Annotated in this window: 19 protein-coding genes and 1 pseudogene; 10 read left to right on the top strand and 10 right to left on the bottom strand. The window is 65.1% G+C overall.

Going from position 1 to position 19399, the window contains the following annotated elements; all coding sequences use genetic code 11:
- Positions 1 to 2 precede the first annotated feature (2 nt).
- The 4 genes from R4823_RS00100 to R4823_RS00085 all read left to right on the top strand — a co-directional run bounded on the left by R4823_RS00100 (position 3) and on the right by R4823_RS00085 (position 3769).
- Positions 3 to 794, top strand: a complete 792-nt coding sequence (locus tag R4823_RS00100; RefSeq protein WP_165963252.1) for an IclR family transcriptional regulator — start codon at positions 3 to 5, stop codon at positions 792 to 794.
- A gap of 67 nt (positions 795 to 861) precedes the next feature.
- The gene (locus R4823_RS00095; protein WP_087839027.1) at positions 862 to 1605 is read left to right on the top strand and encodes an IclR family transcriptional regulator; all 744 of its coding nucleotides are present in this window, start codon (positions 862 to 864) and stop codon (positions 1603 to 1605) included.
- 190 nt (positions 1606 to 1795) lie between these two features.
- Positions 1796 to 2734, top strand: coding sequence for an ABC transporter substrate-binding protein (locus R4823_RS00090; protein WP_132980235.1), 939 nt, complete (start codon positions 1796 to 1798; stop codon positions 2732 to 2734).
- A gap of 57 nt (positions 2735 to 2791) precedes the next feature.
- Positions 2792 to 3769 (top strand): tripartite tricarboxylate transporter substrate binding protein, encoded by a 978-nt coding sequence (locus R4823_RS00085; protein WP_087839029.1) that lies wholly within the window; start codon positions 2792 to 2794, stop codon positions 3767 to 3769.
- A 222-nt stretch (positions 3770 to 3991) separates the two neighbouring features.
- Here R4823_RS00085 and R4823_RS00080 read toward each other — a convergent pair whose 3' ends face one another.
- Both R4823_RS00080 and R4823_RS00075 read right to left on the bottom strand, forming a co-directional pair.
- Positions 3992 to 4726 (bottom strand): ABC transporter substrate-binding protein, encoded by a 735-nt coding sequence (locus tag R4823_RS00080; protein ID WP_087839030.1) that lies wholly within the window; start codon positions 4724 to 4726, stop codon positions 3992 to 3994.
- A 43-nt stretch (positions 4727 to 4769) separates the two neighbouring features.
- On the bottom strand, positions 4770 to 5417 hold the full coding sequence (locus tag R4823_RS00075) for a GntR family transcriptional regulator (protein WP_087839113.1): 648 nt from the start codon (positions 5415 to 5417) through the stop codon (positions 4770 to 4772).
- Between the two features lie 346 nt (positions 5418 to 5763).
- On the opposite strand from R4823_RS00075, the gene R4823_RS00070 reads away from it, so the two are divergent.
- The 5 genes from R4823_RS00070 to R4823_RS00050 all read left to right on the top strand — a co-directional run bounded on the left by R4823_RS00070 (position 5764) and on the right by R4823_RS00050 (position 10073).
- Positions 5764 to 6690: a fumarylacetoacetate hydrolase family protein gene (locus R4823_RS00070; protein ID WP_087839031.1), complete on the top strand. Its 927-nt coding sequence runs from the start codon at positions 5764 to 5766 to the stop codon at positions 6688 to 6690.
- A gap of 14 nt (positions 6691 to 6704) precedes the next feature.
- Positions 6705 to 7289, top strand: a complete 585-nt coding sequence (locus R4823_RS00065; RefSeq protein WP_254914602.1) for a VOC family protein — start codon at positions 6705 to 6707, stop codon at positions 7287 to 7289.
- A 204-nt stretch (positions 7290 to 7493) separates the two neighbouring features.
- Positions 7494 to 8483, top strand: coding sequence for a tripartite tricarboxylate transporter substrate binding protein (locus R4823_RS00060; protein WP_087839032.1), 990 nt, complete (start codon positions 7494 to 7496; stop codon positions 8481 to 8483).
- A gap of 182 nt (positions 8484 to 8665) precedes the next feature.
- Positions 8666 to 9766: a fumarylacetoacetate hydrolase family protein gene (locus tag R4823_RS00055; RefSeq protein ID WP_338617001.1), complete on the top strand. Its 1101-nt coding sequence runs from the start codon at positions 8666 to 8668 to the stop codon at positions 9764 to 9766.
- A gap of 31 nt (positions 9767 to 9797) precedes the next feature.
- Complete coding sequence (locus R4823_RS00050) at positions 9798 to 10073, top strand: DUF2164 domain-containing protein (RefSeq protein WP_087839038.1); 276 nt, start codon at positions 9798 to 9800, stop codon at positions 10071 to 10073.
- Positions 10074 to 10082: 9 nt separating this feature from the next.
- Here the strand turns inward: R4823_RS00050 and R4823_RS00045 are convergent, their stop codons facing one another.
- On the bottom strand, positions 10083 to 10334 hold the full coding sequence (locus R4823_RS00045; protein WP_087839039.1) for a hypothetical protein: 252 nt from the start codon (positions 10332 to 10334) through the stop codon (positions 10083 to 10085).
- Between the two features lie 198 nt (positions 10335 to 10532).
- The gene (locus tag R4823_RS00040; RefSeq protein ID WP_087839040.1) at positions 10533 to 10727 is read right to left on the bottom strand and encodes a hypothetical protein; all 195 of its coding nucleotides are present in this window, start codon (positions 10725 to 10727) and stop codon (positions 10533 to 10535) included.
- A gap of 133 nt (positions 10728 to 10860) precedes the next feature.
- Between R4823_RS00040 and R4823_RS00035 the strand changes: the two genes are divergently transcribed.
- A complete protein-coding gene (locus R4823_RS00035) occupies positions 10861 to 11775 on the top strand; it encodes a LysR family transcriptional regulator (RefSeq protein ID WP_338616998.1) in 915 nt (304 codons plus the stop codon).
- A 41-nt stretch (positions 11776 to 11816) separates the two neighbouring features.
- On the opposite strand, the pseudogene R4823_RS00030 reads toward R4823_RS00035, so the two are convergent.
- From R4823_RS00030 to dnaA, 6 genes and pseudogenes are all read right to left on the bottom strand, one after another.
- Positions 11817 to 12194, bottom strand: a pseudogene (locus tag R4823_RS00030) (DUF4411 family protein); the annotation flags it as partial.
- Between the two features lie 28 nt (positions 12195 to 12222).
- On the bottom strand, positions 12223 to 12315 hold the full coding sequence (locus R4823_RS00025) for a DUF4411 family protein (protein WP_338616997.1): 93 nt from the start codon (positions 12313 to 12315) through the stop codon (positions 12223 to 12225).
- The gene (locus R4823_RS00020) at positions 12315 to 13463 is read right to left on the bottom strand and encodes an ImmA/IrrE family metallo-endopeptidase (protein ID WP_087839043.1); all 1149 of its coding nucleotides are present in this window, start codon (positions 13461 to 13463) and stop codon (positions 12315 to 12317) included. Before R4823_RS00020 ends, R4823_RS00025 begins: the two co-directional genes overlap by 1 nt.
- Positions 13464 to 13611: 148 nt before the next feature.
- Positions 13612 to 16119, bottom strand: a complete 2508-nt coding sequence (gyrB, locus tag R4823_RS00015) for a DNA topoisomerase (ATP-hydrolyzing) subunit B (protein WP_087839044.1) — start codon at positions 16117 to 16119, stop codon at positions 13612 to 13614.
- A 222-nt stretch (positions 16120 to 16341) separates the two neighbouring features.
- Entirely contained in the window at positions 16342 to 17448 is a 1107-nt protein-coding gene (gene dnaN, locus R4823_RS00010; protein WP_087839045.1) for a DNA polymerase III subunit beta, read from the bottom strand.
- A 241-nt stretch (positions 17449 to 17689) separates the two neighbouring features.
- Positions 17690 to 19213, bottom strand: a complete 1524-nt coding sequence (gene dnaA, locus R4823_RS00005) for a chromosomal replication initiator protein DnaA (RefSeq protein WP_338616995.1) — start codon at positions 19211 to 19213, stop codon at positions 17690 to 17692.
- Between the last annotated feature and the right edge of the window lie 186 nt (positions 19214 to 19399).

Below are 19399 nucleotides of genomic sequence, written 5' to 3'. Positions count from 1 at the left end.
CCATGAACCGTCCCGACACCAGCGGCGCGCAGACCGTGGACCGGGCCGTCGCGGTGCTGCGGCTCCTGGCGTCGGCCGGCGAATCCGGCCTGCGCCTGATCGATCTCCAGCATGCCTCGGGCCTGTCCAAGCCCACCGTCCACCGGCTGCTGACTTCCCTGCTGCAACACGGCCTGGTGGAACAGGACGAGGACACCCGGCGCTACCGCCTGGGCATGGAAATGGCGGTGCTGGGCTGGTCCGTCTCCAGCGGCCGCGCCGACCTGCGCCAGCTGTGCGGGCCCGAGATGCAGGCGCTGGCCGACGAAACCGGCGACACCGCCTTCCTGGCGGTGCGCTCGGGCTACGACACCGTCTGCATCGAACGCAAGATGGGACCCTATCCCATCAAGGCCTTCACCGTCGACGTCGGCACGCGCCGGCCGCTGGGCGTGGGGGCGGGCGGCATCATCATGATCGCGGCGCTGCCCGAGGACGAGGCGGAACTGGTGTTCGAATCGATACGCGAACCGCTGCGGGCCTACCCCAACGTGTCGGAACCGTCGCTGCGCGAGGCGGTCTCACGGGCGCGCCGGGACGGCTACGCCTTGAGCGACGGATTGGTCATGACCGGCGTGCGCGGCCTGGCGGTGCTGGTATCGGACGCGCGCGGCGCCCCCACCGCGGCGCTGAGCCTGAGCGCGGTACAGGACCGCATACGGCCCGAGCGGGTGCCGGCGCTGGTCAAGGCACTGGAAGAAAGAAGGAAGCGGATCGAACGCAGCCTGGCGGGGCCGGGCCGGCGCTTGCGGTAGGCCACGGGACAAGCGAATCCGCGCGAGATAAACTCGCCCGTGATCCGCAACGAATCCTCTTCTTCCTATGATCGACAAGACCCTCTCGAAGGGCCTGAAACTGCTCGAGGCTTTGGCAGACAGCGATACGCCGCGCGGGGTAACCAACATTGCGAGCGAACTCGAACTGTCCAAGAGCAACGCGCACCGCCTGTTGCAGACGCTGGCCGCGCTCGGTTATGTCGATTCCGTCGAAGGCAAGTATTTCGCCACGCCCAAGATCTGGAGCCTGGGCGAGAAGATCGTGGGACGCCTGGCGGTGCGCACCGTGGCCTTGCCGGAGATGGAAAGCCTCGCGCTCGAAACGCGTGAAACGGTGCATTTGTCGATACTCGACAAGACCGAGGTCATCTATCTCGAAAAGATCGACAGCCCGCAACCCATCCGGGCGTACACCGAGGTCGGCGGCCGGGCGCCCGCCAGCGCCGTCGCGACGGGCAAGGCGATGCTGGCCTACCAGGACGATGCCATCATCGCGGCCGCGGCCGCGGCACTCGCCCCCCACACGGGCCTGTCCCTGGCCAACGACGCAGCCCTGCGCAAGGAACTGGCCGGCATACGCAAGCTCGGCTATGCGATCAACCGCGGCGAATGGCGGGAACGCATAGGCGGGCTGGCCGCTCCCGTCTTCAACCGCTATGGCAAGGCCATTGCCGCCATCGGCATTTCGGGGCCGACCGACCGCCTCACGCCCAAGCTGATGCGCGACCATGCGCAGCGGGTGTGCGAGGCCGCCCGCCGGGTCTCGGAAAAACTCGGCTCCTCCGCCTGACCCCATCCCACTTCGTTTCCGCCTGAGCGCCTCGCGTCGTCGTCAGACACCGAGGCCGCCCGGCCTTGCCCCGCGCAGGCATTCACCGATTGACGGCCTTGCGCGCCGGTGCTTATGATAGGTTCGTATTTCGATACGCCGTTCTCTATTTCAGAACAACCCGCGACCAAAGCAGGGAAGGGAGACATTCATGCCAGGGGAACACAAGGGGCCGGCCAGGCCGTACCGGGTCGGCCTGATCCACGTCGTGGCGAAAGGCGATCCTGTCATCGACACGCAGGACATCGTCGATTTCAAGCGGGGCATGGAGACCATCGGCTATCGGGAAAACGTCGACGTGGTCTACCAGGAGCTGTACGGCAACCGCGATCCCGATCTCATCCAGGCCCATGCCAACGCCCTCGTGGCCTGGCCCGCGGATGTGATCGTTTCCTTCCTGACCAATGCCAACATAGCGCTCAAGGAAGCCACGCGGGACGTCAGGATTCCCGTCGTCTGCTGGGCCACCAATCACATCGAGGCGGGGCTTGCGGAAAGCTACCGGCGGCCGGGCATGAACTTCACCGGCTTCTCCTACATTCCCTACAACAACTGGGCCAAGGTCAGGCTGCTGAAGATGGCGGTTCCCGGCCTGACCCGCATCGGCCACCTGTACAACCCGACCTATTCGCCCGCGCCCGCCGTGATGCGGGAATTCGGCGAAGCCGCACGGACCATGGGTTGCGAGATGCCGATCTATGAAACGCTGCGGATCGAGGACTTCGAGTCCAGCGTCCACGCCATGAAGCGCGATGGCTGCCAGGCCGTCCTGGTGGGGCCCCATGCCTTGTTCAACATGAACGGCGAAATGCTGGGCAGGCTCTTCCTGGACGCGCGGCTGCCTGCCGTGGGCAACCAATTGTCCATCACCCGAGCGGGGGGCCTGGCGACCATCAGCCCGGGCAAGAAGAAGGGCTGGCCGATGATGGCCCAAGTCGTCGACCAGATACTGCATGGGGCGGATCCCGCGGAAATCCCCATCGACCGCAGCATGCGCGGCCCCACCACGCTCAACCTGAAGAACGCCGGCCTGCTCGGACTCCAGCTTCCCGCATCCTTGATCGACGAGGCGGACGTGTTGATCGAATGAAGCATCCGTTCCAGGTATCGAGGGCAGGCAGCCAACACATCCACTGAGGTCGGTCGCATGGACAGCACGAAACTCCTCGCAATCGCCGGTTTGCTCGCGGGTACGATGGCCACCATCCCCTGCGCCGCGGCCGATGCATCGAACTACCCGGAGCGGCCGATACGCGTGGTCGTCAACTATGCGCCGGGCGGCAGCAGCGATTCCCTCGCACGCGCGGCACTGGCCGATCTGGAGCCCTTCCTGGGCCAAGGCGCCATCGTCGACAACCGTCCGGGCGCCAACGGCAACATCGGCACGGGCTTCGTCGCCAAGTCCCCGCCCGACGGCTATACGCTGGGCGTCAGCGGACTCTCGGGCGTCACCAACTCCTTCCTTTACCGCAACCAGAGCTACGATTTCTTCAAGGACCTGGTTCCCGTCGCCATGATCGCCCGCAACCCGGGCGTGCTGATCGTCAACAAGTCCCTGCCGATACGCACGGCCCAGGAACTGGTGCAGTACGCCAAGGCGCACCCGGGCAAGCTGAACTTCGCTTCGGGCGGGCGCGGATCCAGCCTGCACCTGAACGGCGAGATATTCAAGAACGCCGCCGGCGTGGACATCGTCCACGTGCCCTACCGCGGGGAAGCGCCGGCCTTGAACGACCTGGTGGGTGGGCAGGTGCAGATGATGTTCGCGGTGCTGGCTTCGGCCAAGCCCTTCATCGACCAGGGACTGGTCAGGGCGCTGGCCGTTACCAGCCCGGAACGCACTGACCTGATGCCCGGCTTGCCCACCTTGCGCGAGTCGGGTATCGGCTTCGGGCTGTACTCGTGGGCGGCGATCTTCGCGCCCGCCAGCACGCCCAGGCCCATCCTGGAGAAACTGAACGTGTCGATCAGAAAGGCCATCGCCCAGCCCAAGACCACCGAACGGCTACGGGAAATGGGAGCCGAGACCGTGGACATGGATCTCGCGCAGATCAAGGCCTACACCGACCAGGAACAGCGGTTCTGGTCGGACGTGTTCTCCAGGCTGCACGTGCAGATGGACTAGGGGGAATCGACATTCATGGCATCCATGATGGCTAAGGATGCGATGAGTGTGATTACTTGCAGGAATGGGTTCTTGATCCGCCCATGGATCTGCGTGTCCAGCGGTGCAGGTCTTGTCCGGGGTGCCGGGGCCGGGCGGGCGCGCAGGCGCAGCGAAGCCGGCCCCGGCACCCCGGACAAGACCGGATAAAGAAAATGAATGTCGAGTCAGCCTAGCGCCTGTTCAGTCTTCGGCGCGGGGCACCGCCGCGCCGGTTATCCCATGGCGCGCCAGCGCTTCCTGGACGAACCCCGAGGCCTTCATTTCCTCGACGAAGGCGCGCAGGTAATCCGCGGCGGCATCGCCGCGCGACTTGGGCACGCCCATGGCCTGCCGGATCAACATGAAATGACCGGGCAACAGATGCACGCCGCCCAGCCGCGCGGCATCGGCTTCGAGCTGCTGGCGCACGCCGGCCGCCACGTCCGCGCCGCTTTCCAGGAACACGTCGACCACGGCCGGCGACGTCGGCGCCCGCTCGATGCTTGCCTGCAGCAGGCTCCGGGTCAGGTAGAGATCGTAGGCGCTGCCCTTGCCGACCGTGACCCGCACGCCCGGCCGGTCCACGTCGGCATGGGCGGCGATGGGCGAGCCGTCGCGTACCAGGTAGGCTCCCTCGATCACCACGTAGGCGTCGGTGAAGGCGATGTGCTCGCCACGCTTGGGGTCGATGGCGAAGAAGCCGATGTCGGCCTGTTCGGCGGCCACGGCCTCGACCGATTCGCCGGCCGACGGGAAGACCACCAGTTCCAGCCCGACGCCCAGCCGTCTGGCAAGTTCCCGCGCCAGGTCCACCGATACGCCGCGCGCGCCGTGCTCGTCGTCACGGCTGGCGAGTATGGGATTGCCGACGTTGATGGAAGCGCGCAGGACCTGCTGGGGCGTGAAGGCGGCGCGAAGGGCTTCGGTCGGTTGCATGGCGAATCAGTTCCTTCAGTGGCCGACGCGCGAGGAATGGTCGCTAGCCGGCGCGTTGGGCCTCGATCTGCTCCATCACATGAAGCGTCAGCCGGGTGGTGTGGCTGCGCATGGCCAGGTAGGCCTGCTCGGGCTGGCCGGCCAGCACCGCTTCCACGATCTTCTCGTGTTCGCGATGGGAAGTTTCGAAGCGCCGTTCGACCCCGCTTTGCGCGGCGCGCACCGGCGCCAGCCGGTCACGCAGGTTTTCGACCTGAGCGACCAGGGTCTGGTTCTGCGTACCCTGGCAGATGAGCTGGTGGAAGCGCGCGTTGATCTTGAGATAGGCATCGGCATCGCCGCGCTCGGAAACCTGCTGGGCCTGTTCGTGCAGCAGTTCGAGCTGGCGGCGCTGCATGGCGCTCATGCGCTGGGTGGCGATGCGGCAGCACAGCGACTCCAGTTCGCACAGCGCCTCGAGCATGTCGGCCAGTTGTTCGGCGCTGACGTTGGCCACCACGCCGCCACGGCGCGGCACCAGCTCGATCAGGCCGCGGGCATTGAGCAGGCGCAGCGCCTCGCGGATGGGTGTGCGCGATACCTGGAAGCGCTCGGCCAGCGAGGGCTCCTCGAGCTTCTCGCCCGGGGCCAGGGTACCCGCAATGATCTCGTCAGCCAGCGACTGGCTGATCCGAGCGGCAATGGTGGTCACGAAAGCATCCTTCAACATGGGCCAGCGAATGCCCGCGGATTATACGCGGCACCGCTTCGACCATGAACATGAGCGGCACCTGGATATGCCGGATCTCCCTTATTGAACACACTAGGACGATATTGCATACAAAAAGCAGCCGCATTCGATGGCCGACTCCTGCCCCGCCCCTGCCATTCCGGGTTTGTCCTCCCCTTTTTCTGGCACACACCTGGCAAAAAATTTATCTTAAAACGGTTGACGTGTATACACGACATGCTTAAAGTATCCCAAAGCATGGGGTAAAACTGGCGGTCCCGCCGGGTCGACGCCCCGGATCCAACACAGACAGCAACGAGGAGATTCCGTGAACTGGCACGGTCTGGCGACTTATCAGCGCAACGGCGGCAAGCATCCTGGCCTGGTGGTCAACGACACCCTGTATGACCTGGCGCAATTGGCGAAAGCCTGCGACGTGGACCCGGCCCGCGTGGCGGGGGGCATCGGCGCGCTGATCGCGGATTGGGCCGGCAGCGGCCCGCTGATCGCCACGATGGCCGATCGCGCCGTCCAACTCGCCGCAAGCGGCCGGCTGGCCGTGGTGGAAGACGCCACCTATGCGGTCCCCTACCAGCCCCGCCGCATCTTCGCGACGGCTTCCAATTTCTACGAACACGCCGACGAGATGGGCACCAAGCTGGCGGCGCGCAGCGAAAGCCAGCCCTACATCTTCATGAAGGCCGAGACCAGCGTGGTCGCCACCGGCGAAAACGTCCAGATGCCGCCCGAGACCAGTCGGCTCGACTGGGAAGTGGAACTGGGCGTGGTCATCGGCAAGACCTGCCGCCACGTACCGGTCGACGACGCCCTGTCGGCCATCGCCGCCTATACCGTATTCAACGACATCAGCGCGCGCGACCTCAACCGCCGCACCGACTATCCCTTCACCCACGACTGGTTCCGCGGCAAGAGCTTCGACACCTTCGGTCCCATGGGCCCGTGGCTGGTGCCGGCGGGCTGCATCGGCGACCCCCAGCAACTGCGCATGTCGCTGGCGGTCAACGGCGAGACCATGCAGGACGGCAGCACCTCGGAAATGATCTTCTCGGTGGCCGAGCAGATCGCCTACCTGTCGCGCATCCTGACCCTGCATCCCGGCGACTTCATCGCCACCGGTACGCCCGACGGCGTGGGCATGGGGCGCGGCGTCTACCTGAAGGCGGGGGACAGGATGGTGGCGCGCATCGAGAACATCGGCACGATCGAGAACACCGTCGTGCAGGAAAGCCGATAGGCAAGGAGGCAAACGTGACATCCGCTGACCAGCAACCGGTCGCTCCCATCCGTACGCGCAAACTGGGCCACCTGGTCCTGATGGTTCGCGACCTCGAAGCCTCCACCCGCTTCTATACCGAGGTCATGGGCCTGCGCGTGTCCGACCGCATCGGCGACCAGATGGTCTTCCTGCGGGCGGGTGAAGACCACCATGACCTGGCCCTGTCGCGCATCCCCGACGACGCCCCCGACCGCGACGATCTTCCGCGCTATACGCGCCCAGGGCTCGAGCACTTCTCGTACTACGTGGAATCGGTCGAGGAAATGCGCCGCGCCGTGGACGTGGCCCGCCAGTTGGGCGTGACGATCGAGCGCGGCATCGGCCAGCACGGCCCCGGCGCGAACTGGTTCCTAGTGTTCAAGGATCCGGACGGCAACAACGTCGAGATCTATACCGACATGGACCAGATTCCGATGGACGCCGACCACCAGCCGCAGACCTGGGAGCGCAACCTGGAATCGTTCGACCGGCACCGCCTCGCCCACTTCGTCGTCCAGCCGCCCGCCGCGGTGCTGGCCGCCAAGGACGGCAAGAAGGACACGGGAAAAAAAGACTGAGCACGAGCGCCGGCGGCCCCGGCGCCCGCCAGCCCGGCACATACGAACCCGGCACGCAAGGGGATTCTTTCCACAGGCATTGCCCCGGCGCGTTCGCGCGCGGGGAGGCCCCTTTCGCGCCCGTTTTCCGGCCGCCGGCGCGCTCGCACCGAACGGCGGCCTGCTCCACCGACGACAATGACGACCGATGAAGGAGACGACACCATGAACCCCCTCCAGCAATGGCTGCGCCGCATTCCCCTGGCCCTGGCGGCGGCCGCGATCGCCGCGGGCCCCGCCACCGCCCTGGCCGCCGATGCCTGGCCCAGCCGGCCGGTCACCATCGTGGTGCCGTTCGCCCCGGGCGGCAATACCGACATGATGGCCCGCATGATGGCCGAGCGCATGAGCAAGATCTTCGGCAAGCCCTTCATCGTGGACAACAAGGGCGGCGCGGCCGGCACCATCGCCGCCGAGCAGGTCGCGCGCGCCCAGCCCGACGGCTACACGCTGTTCATGGCGACCATGACGCAGATCGTCACGGCGCCCATGACCAACAAGATCCGCTACGACCCGATCCGCGACCTCGCCCCCATCGTCAACGTGGGCGGCAACCCCTTCGTGCTGGCGGTCAACCCCCAGCGCAACTTCCGCACCGTGACCGACCTCGTCAACTACGCCAAGGCCAATCCCGGCAAGCTGAACGTGGGCCACGGCGGCAACGGCACGCTGACCCACCTGTCGGCGCTGCTGTTCCTGAGCCGCGTCGGCGTGACCGCCACCACCGTTCCCTACCGCGGCGGCGCGCCGGCCCTGGCCGACGTGCTGGCCGGGCAGATCGACATGTACAGCGCCAGCGTCTCGGAAGTCATGTCCTACGCCAAGACGCCCGAGAAGCTCACGCTGCTGGCGGTTTCCAGCGACAAGCGCCTGCCGCAGCTGCCTTCGGTACCCACCATCGCGGAAACCTACCCGGGCCACGAGGTCGACACCTGGAACGGACTGATGGGCCCGACCGGCATGCCGGCGGACGTGGTCGCCAAGCTGGCCGAGGAAGGCCGCAAGATGATCAACGAACCGGCTTTCCGCGCACAGCTCGAGAACGCCGGCATCACGCCGCTGGGTGAAATGCCCGACGTGTTCGCCGCCCGCATCAAGGCCGAGACGGCCAAGTGGAAGCCGGTGATCCAGGCGGCGGGGATCGAACCTCAATAAGTCTCCCGCGTGTCCTTGAAGCGGTTCGCGCGGATCTGCGCGCGAACCGCTTCTGCGTTTTCCACATCACTGAATTTCACATTTGTGAAAACGCTTTCACACTGGTGAAAGCGACGTCTTCCCGGTGTCTTCCGTCGAGATAATCCGCCGCACCGATGCACGCGGCCACGACAGGAGACACCATGCCTCAGCACATCAGGATCGACCAACAAGGCCCCATCTGGCGGGTCGTCATCGATCGCCCCGACGCCAGGAACGCCCACGATCTCCAGACCTTCCAGGAACTGGTCGCCGCCTTCGACGAGGTCGAGGTCGACCCGGGTTGCCGCTGCGCCGTCCTGACCGGCGCGGGCGACATCTTCAGCGCCGGCCAGGACCTGCGTTTCACCGCCCAGGCAGATCCCCAGGCCATCGATGCCTACGGCCGCTGGAACGTCGCCGCGCGGCAGCGCATCCAGCGCAACGCCAAGCCAGTGGTCGCGGCCGTGAACGGCCCGGCCATCGGAGGCGGCGTCTACCTGGCCACGTCCTGCGACCTGGTGGTGGCCGTCGACACGGCCTTCTTCCAGATGCGCGAGATCCAGGCCGGCAACCATAGCGGCGGCGCCTTCCTGTTCACCATCGGACGCGCGCGCTCGCTGGAGCTGTCGCTGCTGGGCGGACGTCTGCAGGCGCCGCAGGCGCTGCGCAATCTCGATACCCAGGAGCCCGAGCATCCGCAGTTCTTCACCAAGCCCTGGACCGCGATCGTCCCGCACGAGGGCGCCATCCGCTACGACCAGCGCGTCACCCGCCGCCTGGATTACGAGGTCGAACTCGCCGTCGTCATCGGCCAGGGCGGCCGCGACATCGCCGAAGGCGACGCCCCCGGCCACATCTTCGGCTACACGATCCTCAACGACATCAGCGCCCGCGACCTGCAGAAACGCCACGACCAGTGGTTCAAGGGCAAGGCCATCGACGGCAGTTGCCCCCTCGGCCCGTGGATCGTCTCGCCCGAAGCCGTCGGCGATCCCCATGCGCTGCGGATCTCCCTCAAGGTCAACGGCGAACAGCGCCAGAACGCCAGCACCGGCGCGATGATCTTCTCCATCCCGCGCACCATCGCGTCGCTGTCGTCGGGGCTGACGCTGGAGCCGGGCGACGTGATCGCCACCGGCACGCCCTCGGGCGTCGGCTATGCGATGAACCCGCGCCAGTGGCTGAAGGACGGCGACGTGATCGAATGCGAGATCGAGAAGATCGGGAAATTGGTGAACCGCGTGGAGGAGGTGATAAATTGAACGGCCCGGCGCCCCTCGCCAGAAAGCCGACATGACCATCGAACTCGACAAGCAAGTCCGCACCACTGCCATCGCCTCGATCCAGCGCTACTTCGACCAGAACATGGAGGAGCCCATCGGCAACGTCGCCGCCGGCGGGCTGCTCGCCTTCTTCGTCGAAGAGATCGGGCCCGCGATCTACAACCAGGCGGTCGCGGACGTGCAGGAGCGGTTGCAGTTGCGCCTATCGGAGATCGACCTCGAGGTCCACGAGGAAGAGTTTGCCTACTGGCGCAAGTACGACCAGGCGAGCAAGGGGCGCCGCTAGGCTCGCGCCTTACCCACGGCGCGCCCACCACCACAGACCCCATGCGACCAGCGCCGGGATGCCGAACAGTGCCGCATGGATGGGCAGTTCCTCGGCCAGGGTATAGCCGTGGGAAAGGCCGGTGCGCAGGTTCCATGCGCACGCCGCCAGCCAGGCCAGCGTGAAGAGCCCGGCGGCCCAGGTGCGATGGGGCGCGGGGACCACGCGCAGCAGCGCGATGGCCAGGACCAGTCCGATGGCGATGATGATCAGGGTACGCATGGTGGCCTCACTTGGGAGCTTCAGCTTAGGGCAGCCGGCCGGGGCCGATAAGTCCCCGGCTTCTGGATGGATTATCCAGCATGGCGATCCAATCCACGAGTCCCGGCTGCTATGCGAACTTCGCCTCCACGCCCGGCGCCGGCGTGGCGCCGAATCCCCCGCGCCGGACCACCGCCTCGCGGCCACCGTGGGCTTCGATCAGTGCGTGCTGGTCGGCCTTGGCGATGCGATCATGTCGGTGCCGCCGCCCGCGCTGACCGGCACCAGCAGGCGCACCGGACGCGAGGGATAGGACTGCGCCAGCGCGCAGGCCGGCACCAGCCCGGCCACAGCGGCGGATCGAGCGGCCGTGGCCAGGACCCGGCGCCGGCCCCGATCGATATCCTGAGTCATCTCCTCCTCCCACCGCGGCCTGACATGCCCCGGGATGCCGGGCAGTCTAATCAGCGCGGCGAAGGCGCGGAAGTACAATTCCTTTAGAGCTTTTCTAAAAAAAATGGATAGCGGCCAGGCCTGGAGACGCTGCGTGGCACTCAATCTCGATCATCTGCGCGCGTTCCTGGTGGTGGTGGAAGAAGGCAGCATCAATCGCGCGGCCGCGCGCCTGCTGCGAGCGCAGCCCGCGGTGGGCCGGCAGATCCGGCTGCTGGAAGAATCGCTGGGCACGCCGCTGCTGGAACGCTCGTCCAGCGGCGTGCAACCCACCAACGCGGGCGAACAGCTCATCGCCCATGCGCGGCGCATCTTCCGCAACGTGGCCGAGGCCGAAGCCGCCATGGCGCGCGTCGCCACGGAACCGGCCGGCGACCTGATCGTGGCGATCCCGACCTCGCTGGCCGACCAGCTCGGCCCCGTCCTGTTCGGCGCGATGCGCGACCGCCATCCGCGGGTGCGCCTGACGCTGCTGGAAGGAGACAGCCACGCCATCACCAGATGGATGGCGGGCAACGAGGCCGACATAGGCGTGCTGCCCGAAGGCAGCTCGGACACCAGCCTGCATGCGATCGAGCGCGGCCGGCAGGTGTTCTGCTTCTGCGGCCCCGCGGACGGTTTCCCCGTGCTGCCGGCGTCCATGCCGCTGGGGGATGCCTTGTCCTATCCACTGGCTCTGTCCATCCCGCCGAACCGGCTGCGGCGGCTGGTCGACAGCGCCGCGGCCGGCATAGGCCGCGAGGTGCGCCCGGTGCTGAACGCCAGTTCCAGCCACTTGATCACCGCGCTGATGCGGCAGGGCGAGCTATATACGATCCGCCCCCGCATCGGCCCGGTGCCGGCCGTGGTGGACGGCATTGCCTTCACCCCCATTGCCGAGCCGGCCATCCAGCGTGGCATCAGCGTCGTGTGGAGTACCGCGCGGCCGTTGAGTCCGGCGGGGGAGGCGGCGCGCGCCACACTGGAGGAACTGCTGCGCGGCATGGACGGCGCGCAGGCGCCGGGCTGAAAGCGCTAGATGCTCGATGAGCCACGATCCGGCGCCTAGCCTCAAGTCGGCGTTGGCCCCAAGACGAATCTAGCCTGCTCCCTGCGCAGCATTTGGTAGGGAGACATGAAGTCCACCCCTAGTCCAATGCACACATTGGGAATCTTGATTTTCTTGACGGATGCTGACGCCACTTCATGCGTCACCAGCGTATGATGGCCGGTCAACGCGGTTGCAACCAACCAGAAGTCCGCTACCTGCATAAAGGTATTCACAGCCGCAGGCTCATACCCTTGTTGGACTACCCATGCGCTTACGTGCTGGGCGGCAGTAAGCACAGCGGCGTCCGGGGCCAGGAAGAATCCGTCCTCCCTACCCAGTGCCCACTCGGCCAATTCGTCCCCACCACCAGTCAGTTCATCACCCACTTGGCGAATGCTGCAGAGTCGCCCGGCGTCATATGCCTGGTCAAGCCAAGACCAAAATGCGGGGGCAAAAGTCGAACCCGTACTGTAGGTTCTTGGCCTGAATGAAGACGTTGGCATCCAGCAGGTAGGCCATCAGGTCGGAAATCCCAGTATTCGCCCCAGCTCGTTGAACGTGCCCGACTTTGCGATGCCAAGCATGCGAAACGCATCCCGGTACAAAGTTCGCCCTTCAAGGGTGCTTGCAACCAAGGACTGAGCAAATCGCTTGCTGACGCGAGCGACAGTGGTTCGATAGAAATCGCCGCCTCCTGCATTGCGCTCAGCCAAACTCCTCAAACGCGCCTCTTCATCCCGATAAGCCCGCCAGAACGCCGCTCTATCGAGATATCCCACGTCCCACATCCGCCGCAGAAGCACCAAGGTGCTTACCTTGAAATGTCGTGCCAGCCGCTTCAATGCGGCATCCAGCGGCTCATCGGCGCGAAGCGCATCAAGAAAGTCCGCCCGGGGAACAAGCAGTTCGGCTGCTACCTGGTTGCACCATACTTCCACGGCGTAATCGGAAACTTCCGATATCCGAGCATCCGACAAAGCCGACTGCCCCAGCCACAAATGCGCAAGTTCGTGCGCCAACGTAAACATCTGGGCAGCCTTGCTATCCGCCCCGTTGATGAACACCAAGGGTGCCAGCTTATCCGCAAGGGCAAAACCTCTAAATTCACGGGGGTTCAGCTGCCGGGTGTTGTTGTTCATCACCACCCCACTGACCATCACCATCACACCTGCTTGCTCGGCCTGCGCAATAAACAGGCGCAATGCCTCAGCCCACGTGGGACATTCAGAACGAGCCTCCACGCTGAACCCGAGCACCTCGCGGATTCGTTGCGCCACTTCCATCGGCGGCGTTTCCATCGTCACGCAGGCGACGAAGGGCAGTGGCTTCTCGCCGTTAACCAGGGCTTCGTCCCGATACCAAGTTTGTCGCGTTTGACAGGTGAAAATCACATCCAGCAGATCGGCAGTCAGGCGTGGCGAATCTCGGCCCATTGTCCGAAAATCGGGAATCGGCAAGTCCTCTCGCGGAGGCTCGGGAAGGAAGAAATACCCCAACGGCGCGTGCGTAGCCTGCGCGAACTGTTCGAGTTGGCGCAAAGTGGGCTGGATAGCGCCGGACTCCCACTCCATAAGGCGAGGAAAACGCGCCAGCAGCACAGCCTCATCCATCTGGGCGCGCTGGCGGGCCCAGATGAACATGATTGGTTGTATGGAGACGCGAGTCATGCCTGGAGTTTATATCGCAGCAATGTTTCGCACATCAATTGGCCGGTCACTGGAGTGTCCTGAAACGAAACACAAAAACGAACGACCACCAAAGGTGGCCGTCGAATTGTCTTGCTGGACGGTCGATGCGCCGTAAGTCAGCCGTGCCTCAAACGTCAATATTCCCCGCCATCAACGCATGCGTCTCGATGAACGCGCGGCGCGGCTCGACGTGGTCGCCCATCAGCGTCGTGAAGATCTCGTCCGCCGAAATCGCGTCCTCGATCTGCACCCGCAGCAGGCGGCGCACGGTGGGATCCATGGTGGTTTCCCACAGCTGCCCGGGGTTCATCTCGCCCAGGCCCTTGTAGCGCTGCTTGGACAGCGAGCGTTCCGCCTCGGCGCGCATCCATTGCATGGCTTCGCGGAAGTCGGCCACCGGCAGTTCCTTGCGCTTGTCGCCTTCGCCGCGCTCGATCTTCGCGCCCGGGCCGATCAGGCCCTGGAAGGTCTGGGCGGCGTTGCGCAGCACGCTGTAGTCGGGGCCGTCGACGAAATGCTGGTCGATCACGCTGACGCGGATATTGCCGTGGTGGTTGCGATGGATCTCCAGCCTGGACTGCTGGGTTTCCTCGTCCACCGAGACCTTGACCTGCACCACGCCGGGCATGGACGGGTCTTCCAGTTCGGCCTGCAGGCGCTGGCGCGACAGCTCGGCCTGGTCCACGGACGACAGGTCCGCCTCGAAGCCGCGCACGATGGCCGACAGCGTGGCAAGGTCCACGAAACGCGACAGGCGCTCGATCACGGCGTCGACCAGGTTGTACTGGCGCGCCAGTTCCTTCAACGCGTCGCCGGCGATGGGCTGGGCGTCGGCGGAGGGGAACAGCCGGGCATCCTTGAGCGAAAGCTCGAGCATGAAGGCGGCCTCTTCGGCGTCGTCCTTCAGGTAGCGCTCGTCGCGGCCGACCTTGACCTTGTACAGCGGCGGCTGGGCGATGTAGACATAGCCATGCTCGATCAGCTGCGGCATCTGGCGATAGAACAGTGTCAGCAGCAGCGTGCGGATGTGCGCGCCGTCCACGTCCGCGTCGGTCATGATGATGATGCGGTGGTAGCGCAGCTTGTCGATGTTGAAGTCGGGTCCGATGCTGGTGCCCAGCGCGGTGATCAGGGTGGCGATCTGCTCGCTGCTGATCAGCTTGTCGAAACGCGCCTTCTCGACGTTCAGCACCTTGCCGCGCAGCGGCAGGATGGCCTGGAACTTGCGGTCGCGGCCCTGCTTGGCCGAACCGCCGGCGGAATCGCCCTCGACGATGTAGATCTCGGACTTGGACGGATCCTTTTCCTGGCAGTCGGCCAGCTTGCCGGGCAGCCCGGCGCCTTCCAGCACGCCCTTGCGGCGCGTCATCTCGCGCGCCTTGCGCGCGGCCTCGCGGGCGCGGGCGGCCTCGACGATCTTGCCGCACAAGGCCTTGGCGTCGATGGGGTTCTCGAGCAGCCAGCTCTCCAGGCTGCGCGCCACGGCGTCTTCCACGGCGGGGCGCACTTCGCTGGATACCAGCTTGTCCTTGGTCTGGCTGCTGAACTTGGGCTCGGGCACCTTCACCGACAACACGCAGGTCAGGCCCTCGCGCATGTCGTCGCCGGTGGTCTCGACCTTGGCCTTCTTGGCCAGTTCGTTCTCGTCGATGTACTTGTTGATGATGCGCGTCATCGCCGCGCGCAGGCCGGTCAGGTGCGTGCCGCCGTCGCGCTGCGGGATGTTGTTGGTGAAGCACAGCACACTTTCGGTGTAGCTGTCGTTCCACTGCATCGCCACTTCCACGCCCACCGGCACGCCGCCGGCCGACGACTCGGTGGCCACCGCGAAGACGTTGGGATGCAGCACGGTCTTGGCGCGGTTGATGTACTCGACGAAGCCCTTGACGCCGCCGCTGAAAGCGAAGTCTTCTTCCTTGCCCTGGCGCTCGTCCACCAGCTTGATGCGCACGCCGTTGTTCAGGAACGAGAGCTCGCGCAGCCGCTTGGACAGGATCTCGTAGTGGTATTCGACGTTGGTGAAGATTTGCGAATCCGCCAGGTACTGCACCCGGGTACCGCGCTTGTCGGTCTTGCCGGTGACCTTCAGCGGCTCGACGCGTTCACCGCGGCGGAACTCCATCTGGTGCAGCTCGCCGTTGCGCCGGATGCTGAGACGGAGCCATTCGGACAGCGCGTTCACGCAGGATACGCCCACGCCGTGCAGGCCGCCCGAGACCTTGTACGAGTTCTGGTCGAACTTGCCGCCCGCGTGCAGCTCGGTCATGACGATCTCCGCGGCGCTGCGCTGGAATTCGTCGTCCTTGTGCACGGCGGTCGGAATGCCCCGGCCGTTGTCGGACACCGAGATGGAGTTGTCGGCATGGATGGTGACGATGATCTCGTCGCAATAGCCGGCCAGCGCTTCGTCGATGGCGTTGTCCACGACCTCGAACACCATGTGGTGCAGGCCCGTGCCATCGGACGTATCGCCGATGTACATGCCCGGCCGCTTGCGCACGGCCTCCAGCCCCTTCAGCATCTTGATGGAGTCGGCGCCGTAGCTGTCCACCACAGGGGCAGCGGCCACCACGGGCGTCCCGTCAAGGCTGTTATCGATCTCGCCCGACTCGGGCGTAGTGTTCTGTTCGGTCATAGATATCCAACCATCCACTCTGCACAGGCAATACCCCACCCGCCAGAAAAAACAAAAGTGGGCGCCCACTCAGGCCACCCACGGTTGCCCCCCAAAGGAACAACCTAAAAAACCACCGCCCCACCCCAAGACATCCTCCCCAGACCCAGGGCACAGCGGATCCGGCTTTGCCGGTCCGCCAGTGCCGCCCCTGGGGGCGCGCGTAAGCGCGTAGGGGGGGCCTTAAATGCGCATAGGCATCACGACATACTTGAAGTCCGTGTCGTCGGGCAAGGTGATCAGCGCCGAGGAGTTGGCGTCGCCCACGCTCCACTGCACCGTCTCGGCCTTCAGGTTGCCCAGCACGTCCAGCAGGTAGCTGACGTTGAAACCGATGTCCAGGGGCTCGAAGCCGAAGTCGATCTCGAGTTCTTCCTGGGCCTCTTCCTGTTCCGCGTTGCTGGCGGAAATCTTCAGGACATGATCGGCCATCTGCATCCGCACACCCTTGAACTTGTCGGTGGTCAGGATGGCGGCGCGCTGCAAGCTGCGCTGCAGGGCTTCGCGGGCGATCGGGAAATGCTTGGTGTAGCCGTTCGGGATCACGCGCTGGTAGTCGGGGAACTTGCCTTCGACCAGCTTGGAGATCAGCTCGACGTCGCCGAAGCGGAAACGGATCTGATTGGCTGCCACCGAGATCTCGATGGGCTCCTCGCTGTCGTCCAGGAGGCGCAGCAGTTCCAGCACCGTCTTGCGCGGGACGATCACTTCCTGCTTGGGGGCATCGGCATCGATGGCGACCGCGCAATAGGCCAGGCGGTGGCCGTCGGTGGCGACGCAGCGCACGTTGTTGCCGTCCAGCACCAGCAGCATGCCGTTCAGGTAGTAGCGGATGTCCTGCTGCGCCATCGCGAAGTGCACCATGTTCATCAGGTGCTTGAACGACTTCTGCGTCATGGTCAGCGAAGCGTTCCACGAGGCCGGCTGGGCCACGGTGGGGAACTCCTCGGCCGCCAGGGTCTGCAGCGCGAAGCGGCTCTTGCCGGACTGGACCGACAGCTTCTTGTTGGCCAGGGAAAGGGACACGTCGCCGGTGTCGGGAAGGGCGCGCAGGATGTCGAGCAGCTTGCGGGCTGCCACCGTGGTGGACTCAGACGCATCACCCACGCCGAAATCGGCATGGGTGGTGATCTGAACCTCGATGTCGGTGGACACGAACGACACGCGGCTGCCTTCCTTGCGCAACAGGATGTTGGCCAGGATGGGCAGGGTGTGCCGCCGTTCCACGATGCCTGAAACGGTCGCGAGCGGCTTCAGCAATGCATCGCGTGAGGCTTTGACCAATTGCATATCCAATCCTTCTTTGGGTTGGTAGTTAATAGGACCCTGTGAATAACTGGAATTTCTTCAAAAAACTATTATAAATCAAGAACTTGTCCAGTTTTTAGCGAGTGGGGAACCGGCCTGGAGAATAGCGCACAACCATGAACAACTTTCGATCGAAAAAAACGGCGTCGGGTTGTCCAGAAATGCTCCACGGTTTTTCCACACTCCAACTCACAGGGTCCCGGATGGGGTTCGTCGCGGTTCGTCATCCTTTCAGGGTTTGTTCGAGCACGTGCAGCGAATGGTTCAGTTCCGCCTGCTTGGCCCGGGATTCCGAAATCTTGCGCACCGCGTGCAGCACCGTGGTGTGGTCGCGGCCCCCGAAGAGCTCGCCGATCTCGGGCAGGCTCTTCTGGGTGAGCTCCTTGGCCAGATACATGGCGATCTGGCGCGGCAGGGCAATGTTGGCGGGCCGCCGCTTGGAATACATGTCGGCGACCTTGATCTTGTAGAAGTCCGCCACGGTCTTCTGGATGTTCTCGACGGTGATCTGGCCGTTGGACACGGACAGCAGATCCTTCAGGGCGTCCTTGCAGACGTCCACCGTGATGGCGCGGCCGTGGAACTTGGCGTAGGCCAGGACCTTGCGCAGCGCGCCCTCCAGCTCGCGCACGTTGCTGCGCAGGTGCTTGGCGATGAAGAAGGCCACTTCCTCGGGCAGGTGCACGCCCTCGGTCTCCGCCTTCTTCAGCAGGATCGCGACGCGCATTTCCAGCTCGGGCGGCTCGATGGCGCAGGTCAGGCCCGAGTCGAAACGCGAGATGAGCCGGTCGTCGATGCCGGACAGCTCCTTCGGATAGGTATCGCTGGTGATGATGATCTGCTTGCGCAGCGCCACCAGGGCCTCGAAGGCGTAGAAGAATTCTTCCTGGGTGCGGTTCTTGCCCGAGAAGAACTGGATGTCGTCGATCAGCAGCAGGTCCAGCGAATGGTAGTAGCGCTTGAAATCGTCGAAGGCCTTGCGCTGGTAGGACTTGACCACGTCGGACACGAACTGCTCGGCGTGGATGTACCGGACCCGCGCGGCGGCGTTCTCGGCCATCATGGAATTGCCGATGGCGTGGATCAGGTGGGTCTTGCCCAGGCCCACGCCGCCATACAGGAACAGCGGGTTGTACGAGGTGCCGGGGTTCTCGGCCACCTGCAGCGCGGCGGCGCGGGCCAACTGGTTGGCCTTGCCGGTGACGAAGTTCTCGAAGGTGAGCTCGACGTTCAGGCGCGACCGTTCGTAGATGCCCGTGGCTTCGCTGGCTTCGGCCTTGGCCGGAGCGGCGGGACGCGGCGCGGGACGAGGCGCCTCGGTTGCCCGCTGCGCCGCCCGGGCCGCCGCGGAATTGACCGCGGCGACCGGATCGCCGGGAAAGCCCAGCGGCGCCTGCGCAGCCTGGCGCGGCGCGGCATGGCCGTTGCCGGCGTGGCCGTTCCCGTTGGCGGCAACGGCAGCGGGGCTGGGCGCGGGCGGCCGCAGTGGGGCCACCATGCGGGGGGTATCCAGTTCGAACTTGACTTGCACGGGGCGCTGGAACCACTGCGCCGCCAGAGATTCGATACGGCCGGAGAAATTGCTGCGCACCCAGTCGAGCTTGAAACGATTGGGCGCCGCGACCCGCAGCACCGCCTCGGCTTCATCGAAGGCGAGCGGGACGAGGGGACGTATCCAGGCGCTGTACTGCTGAGGAGTGAGTTCCTGCTCTAGCGTCTGGGCGCAGGTTTGCCAAAAATCTTCCATGAATCTCGCTAATAGGACCGGTGCGCCCACGCAGGACAGGGGGCGCGAAGGATGTTCTAGTGGCCGATCCCGAAACCTCCGATTCTACTCCTCCGGGCGGAAGTTATCCACAGGCGCGCCCGGTCCATCCCGGCTGCGCCGCGCCTAACTGATTGACAACATTGGATTTATTTGACACCATGGAGG

This window comes from Pigmentiphaga sp. CHJ604 (assembly GCF_036972535.1).
Lineage (GTDB): Bacteria > Pseudomonadota > Gammaproteobacteria > Burkholderiales > Burkholderiaceae_B > Pigmentiphaga > Pigmentiphaga daeguensis.
This window is presented reverse-complemented; position numbering and strand designations above follow the sequence as displayed.

What these genes read in the sequence shown, in the direction of transcription:
- R4823_RS00100 (WP_165963252.1), top strand. Translation starts at nt 3, where the DNA reads ATGAACCGTCCCGACACCAGCGGCGCGCAGACCGTGGACCGGGCCGTC.
- R4823_RS00025 (WP_338616997.1), bottom strand. Translation starts at nt 12,315, where the DNA reads ATGGCCTACCTGCTGGATGCCAACGTCTTCATTCAGGCCAAGAACCTA.
- R4823_RS00045 (WP_087839039.1), bottom strand. Translation starts at nt 10,334, where the DNA reads ATGCGTACCCTGATCATCATCGCCATCGGACTGGTCCTGGCCATCGCG.
- R4823_RS00080 (WP_087839030.1), bottom strand. Translation starts at nt 4,726, where the DNA reads ATGCAACCGACCGAAGCCCTTCGCGCCGCCTTCACGCCCCAGCAGGTC.
- R4823_RS00060 (WP_087839032.1), top strand. Translation starts at nt 7,494, where the DNA reads ATGAACCCCCTCCAGCAATGGCTGCGCCGCATTCCCCTGGCCCTGGCG.
- R4823_RS00095 (WP_087839027.1), top strand. Translation starts at nt 862, where the DNA reads ATGATCGACAAGACCCTCTCGAAGGGCCTGAAACTGCTCGAGGCTTTG.
- R4823_RS00090 (WP_132980235.1), top strand. Translation starts at nt 1,796, where the DNA reads ATGCCAGGGGAACACAAGGGGCCGGCCAGGCCGTACCGGGTCGGCCTG.
- gyrB (WP_087839044.1), bottom strand. Translation starts at nt 16,119, where the DNA reads ATGACCGAACAGAACACTACGCCCGAGTCGGGCGAGATCGATAACAGC.
- R4823_RS00040 (WP_087839040.1), bottom strand. Translation starts at nt 10,727, where the DNA reads ATGACTCAGGATATCGATCGGGGCCGGCGCCGGGTCCTGGCCACGGCC.
- R4823_RS00050 (WP_087839038.1), top strand. Translation starts at nt 9,798, where the DNA reads ATGACCATCGAACTCGACAAGCAAGTCCGCACCACTGCCATCGCCTCG.
- R4823_RS00020 (WP_087839043.1), bottom strand. Translation starts at nt 13,463, where the DNA reads ATGACTCGCGTCTCCATACAACCAATCATGTTCATCTGGGCCCGCCAG.
- dnaA (WP_338616995.1), bottom strand. Translation starts at nt 19,213, where the DNA reads ATGGAAGATTTTTGGCAAACCTGCGCCCAGACGCTAGAGCAGGAACTC.
- R4823_RS00085 (WP_087839029.1), top strand. Translation starts at nt 2,792, where the DNA reads ATGGACAGCACGAAACTCCTCGCAATCGCCGGTTTGCTCGCGGGTACG.
- R4823_RS00055 (WP_338617001.1), top strand. Translation starts at nt 8,666, where the DNA reads ATGCCTCAGCACATCAGGATCGACCAACAAGGCCCCATCTGGCGGGTC.
- dnaN (WP_087839045.1), bottom strand. Translation starts at nt 17,448, where the DNA reads ATGCAATTGGTCAAAGCCTCACGCGATGCATTGCTGAAGCCGCTCGCG.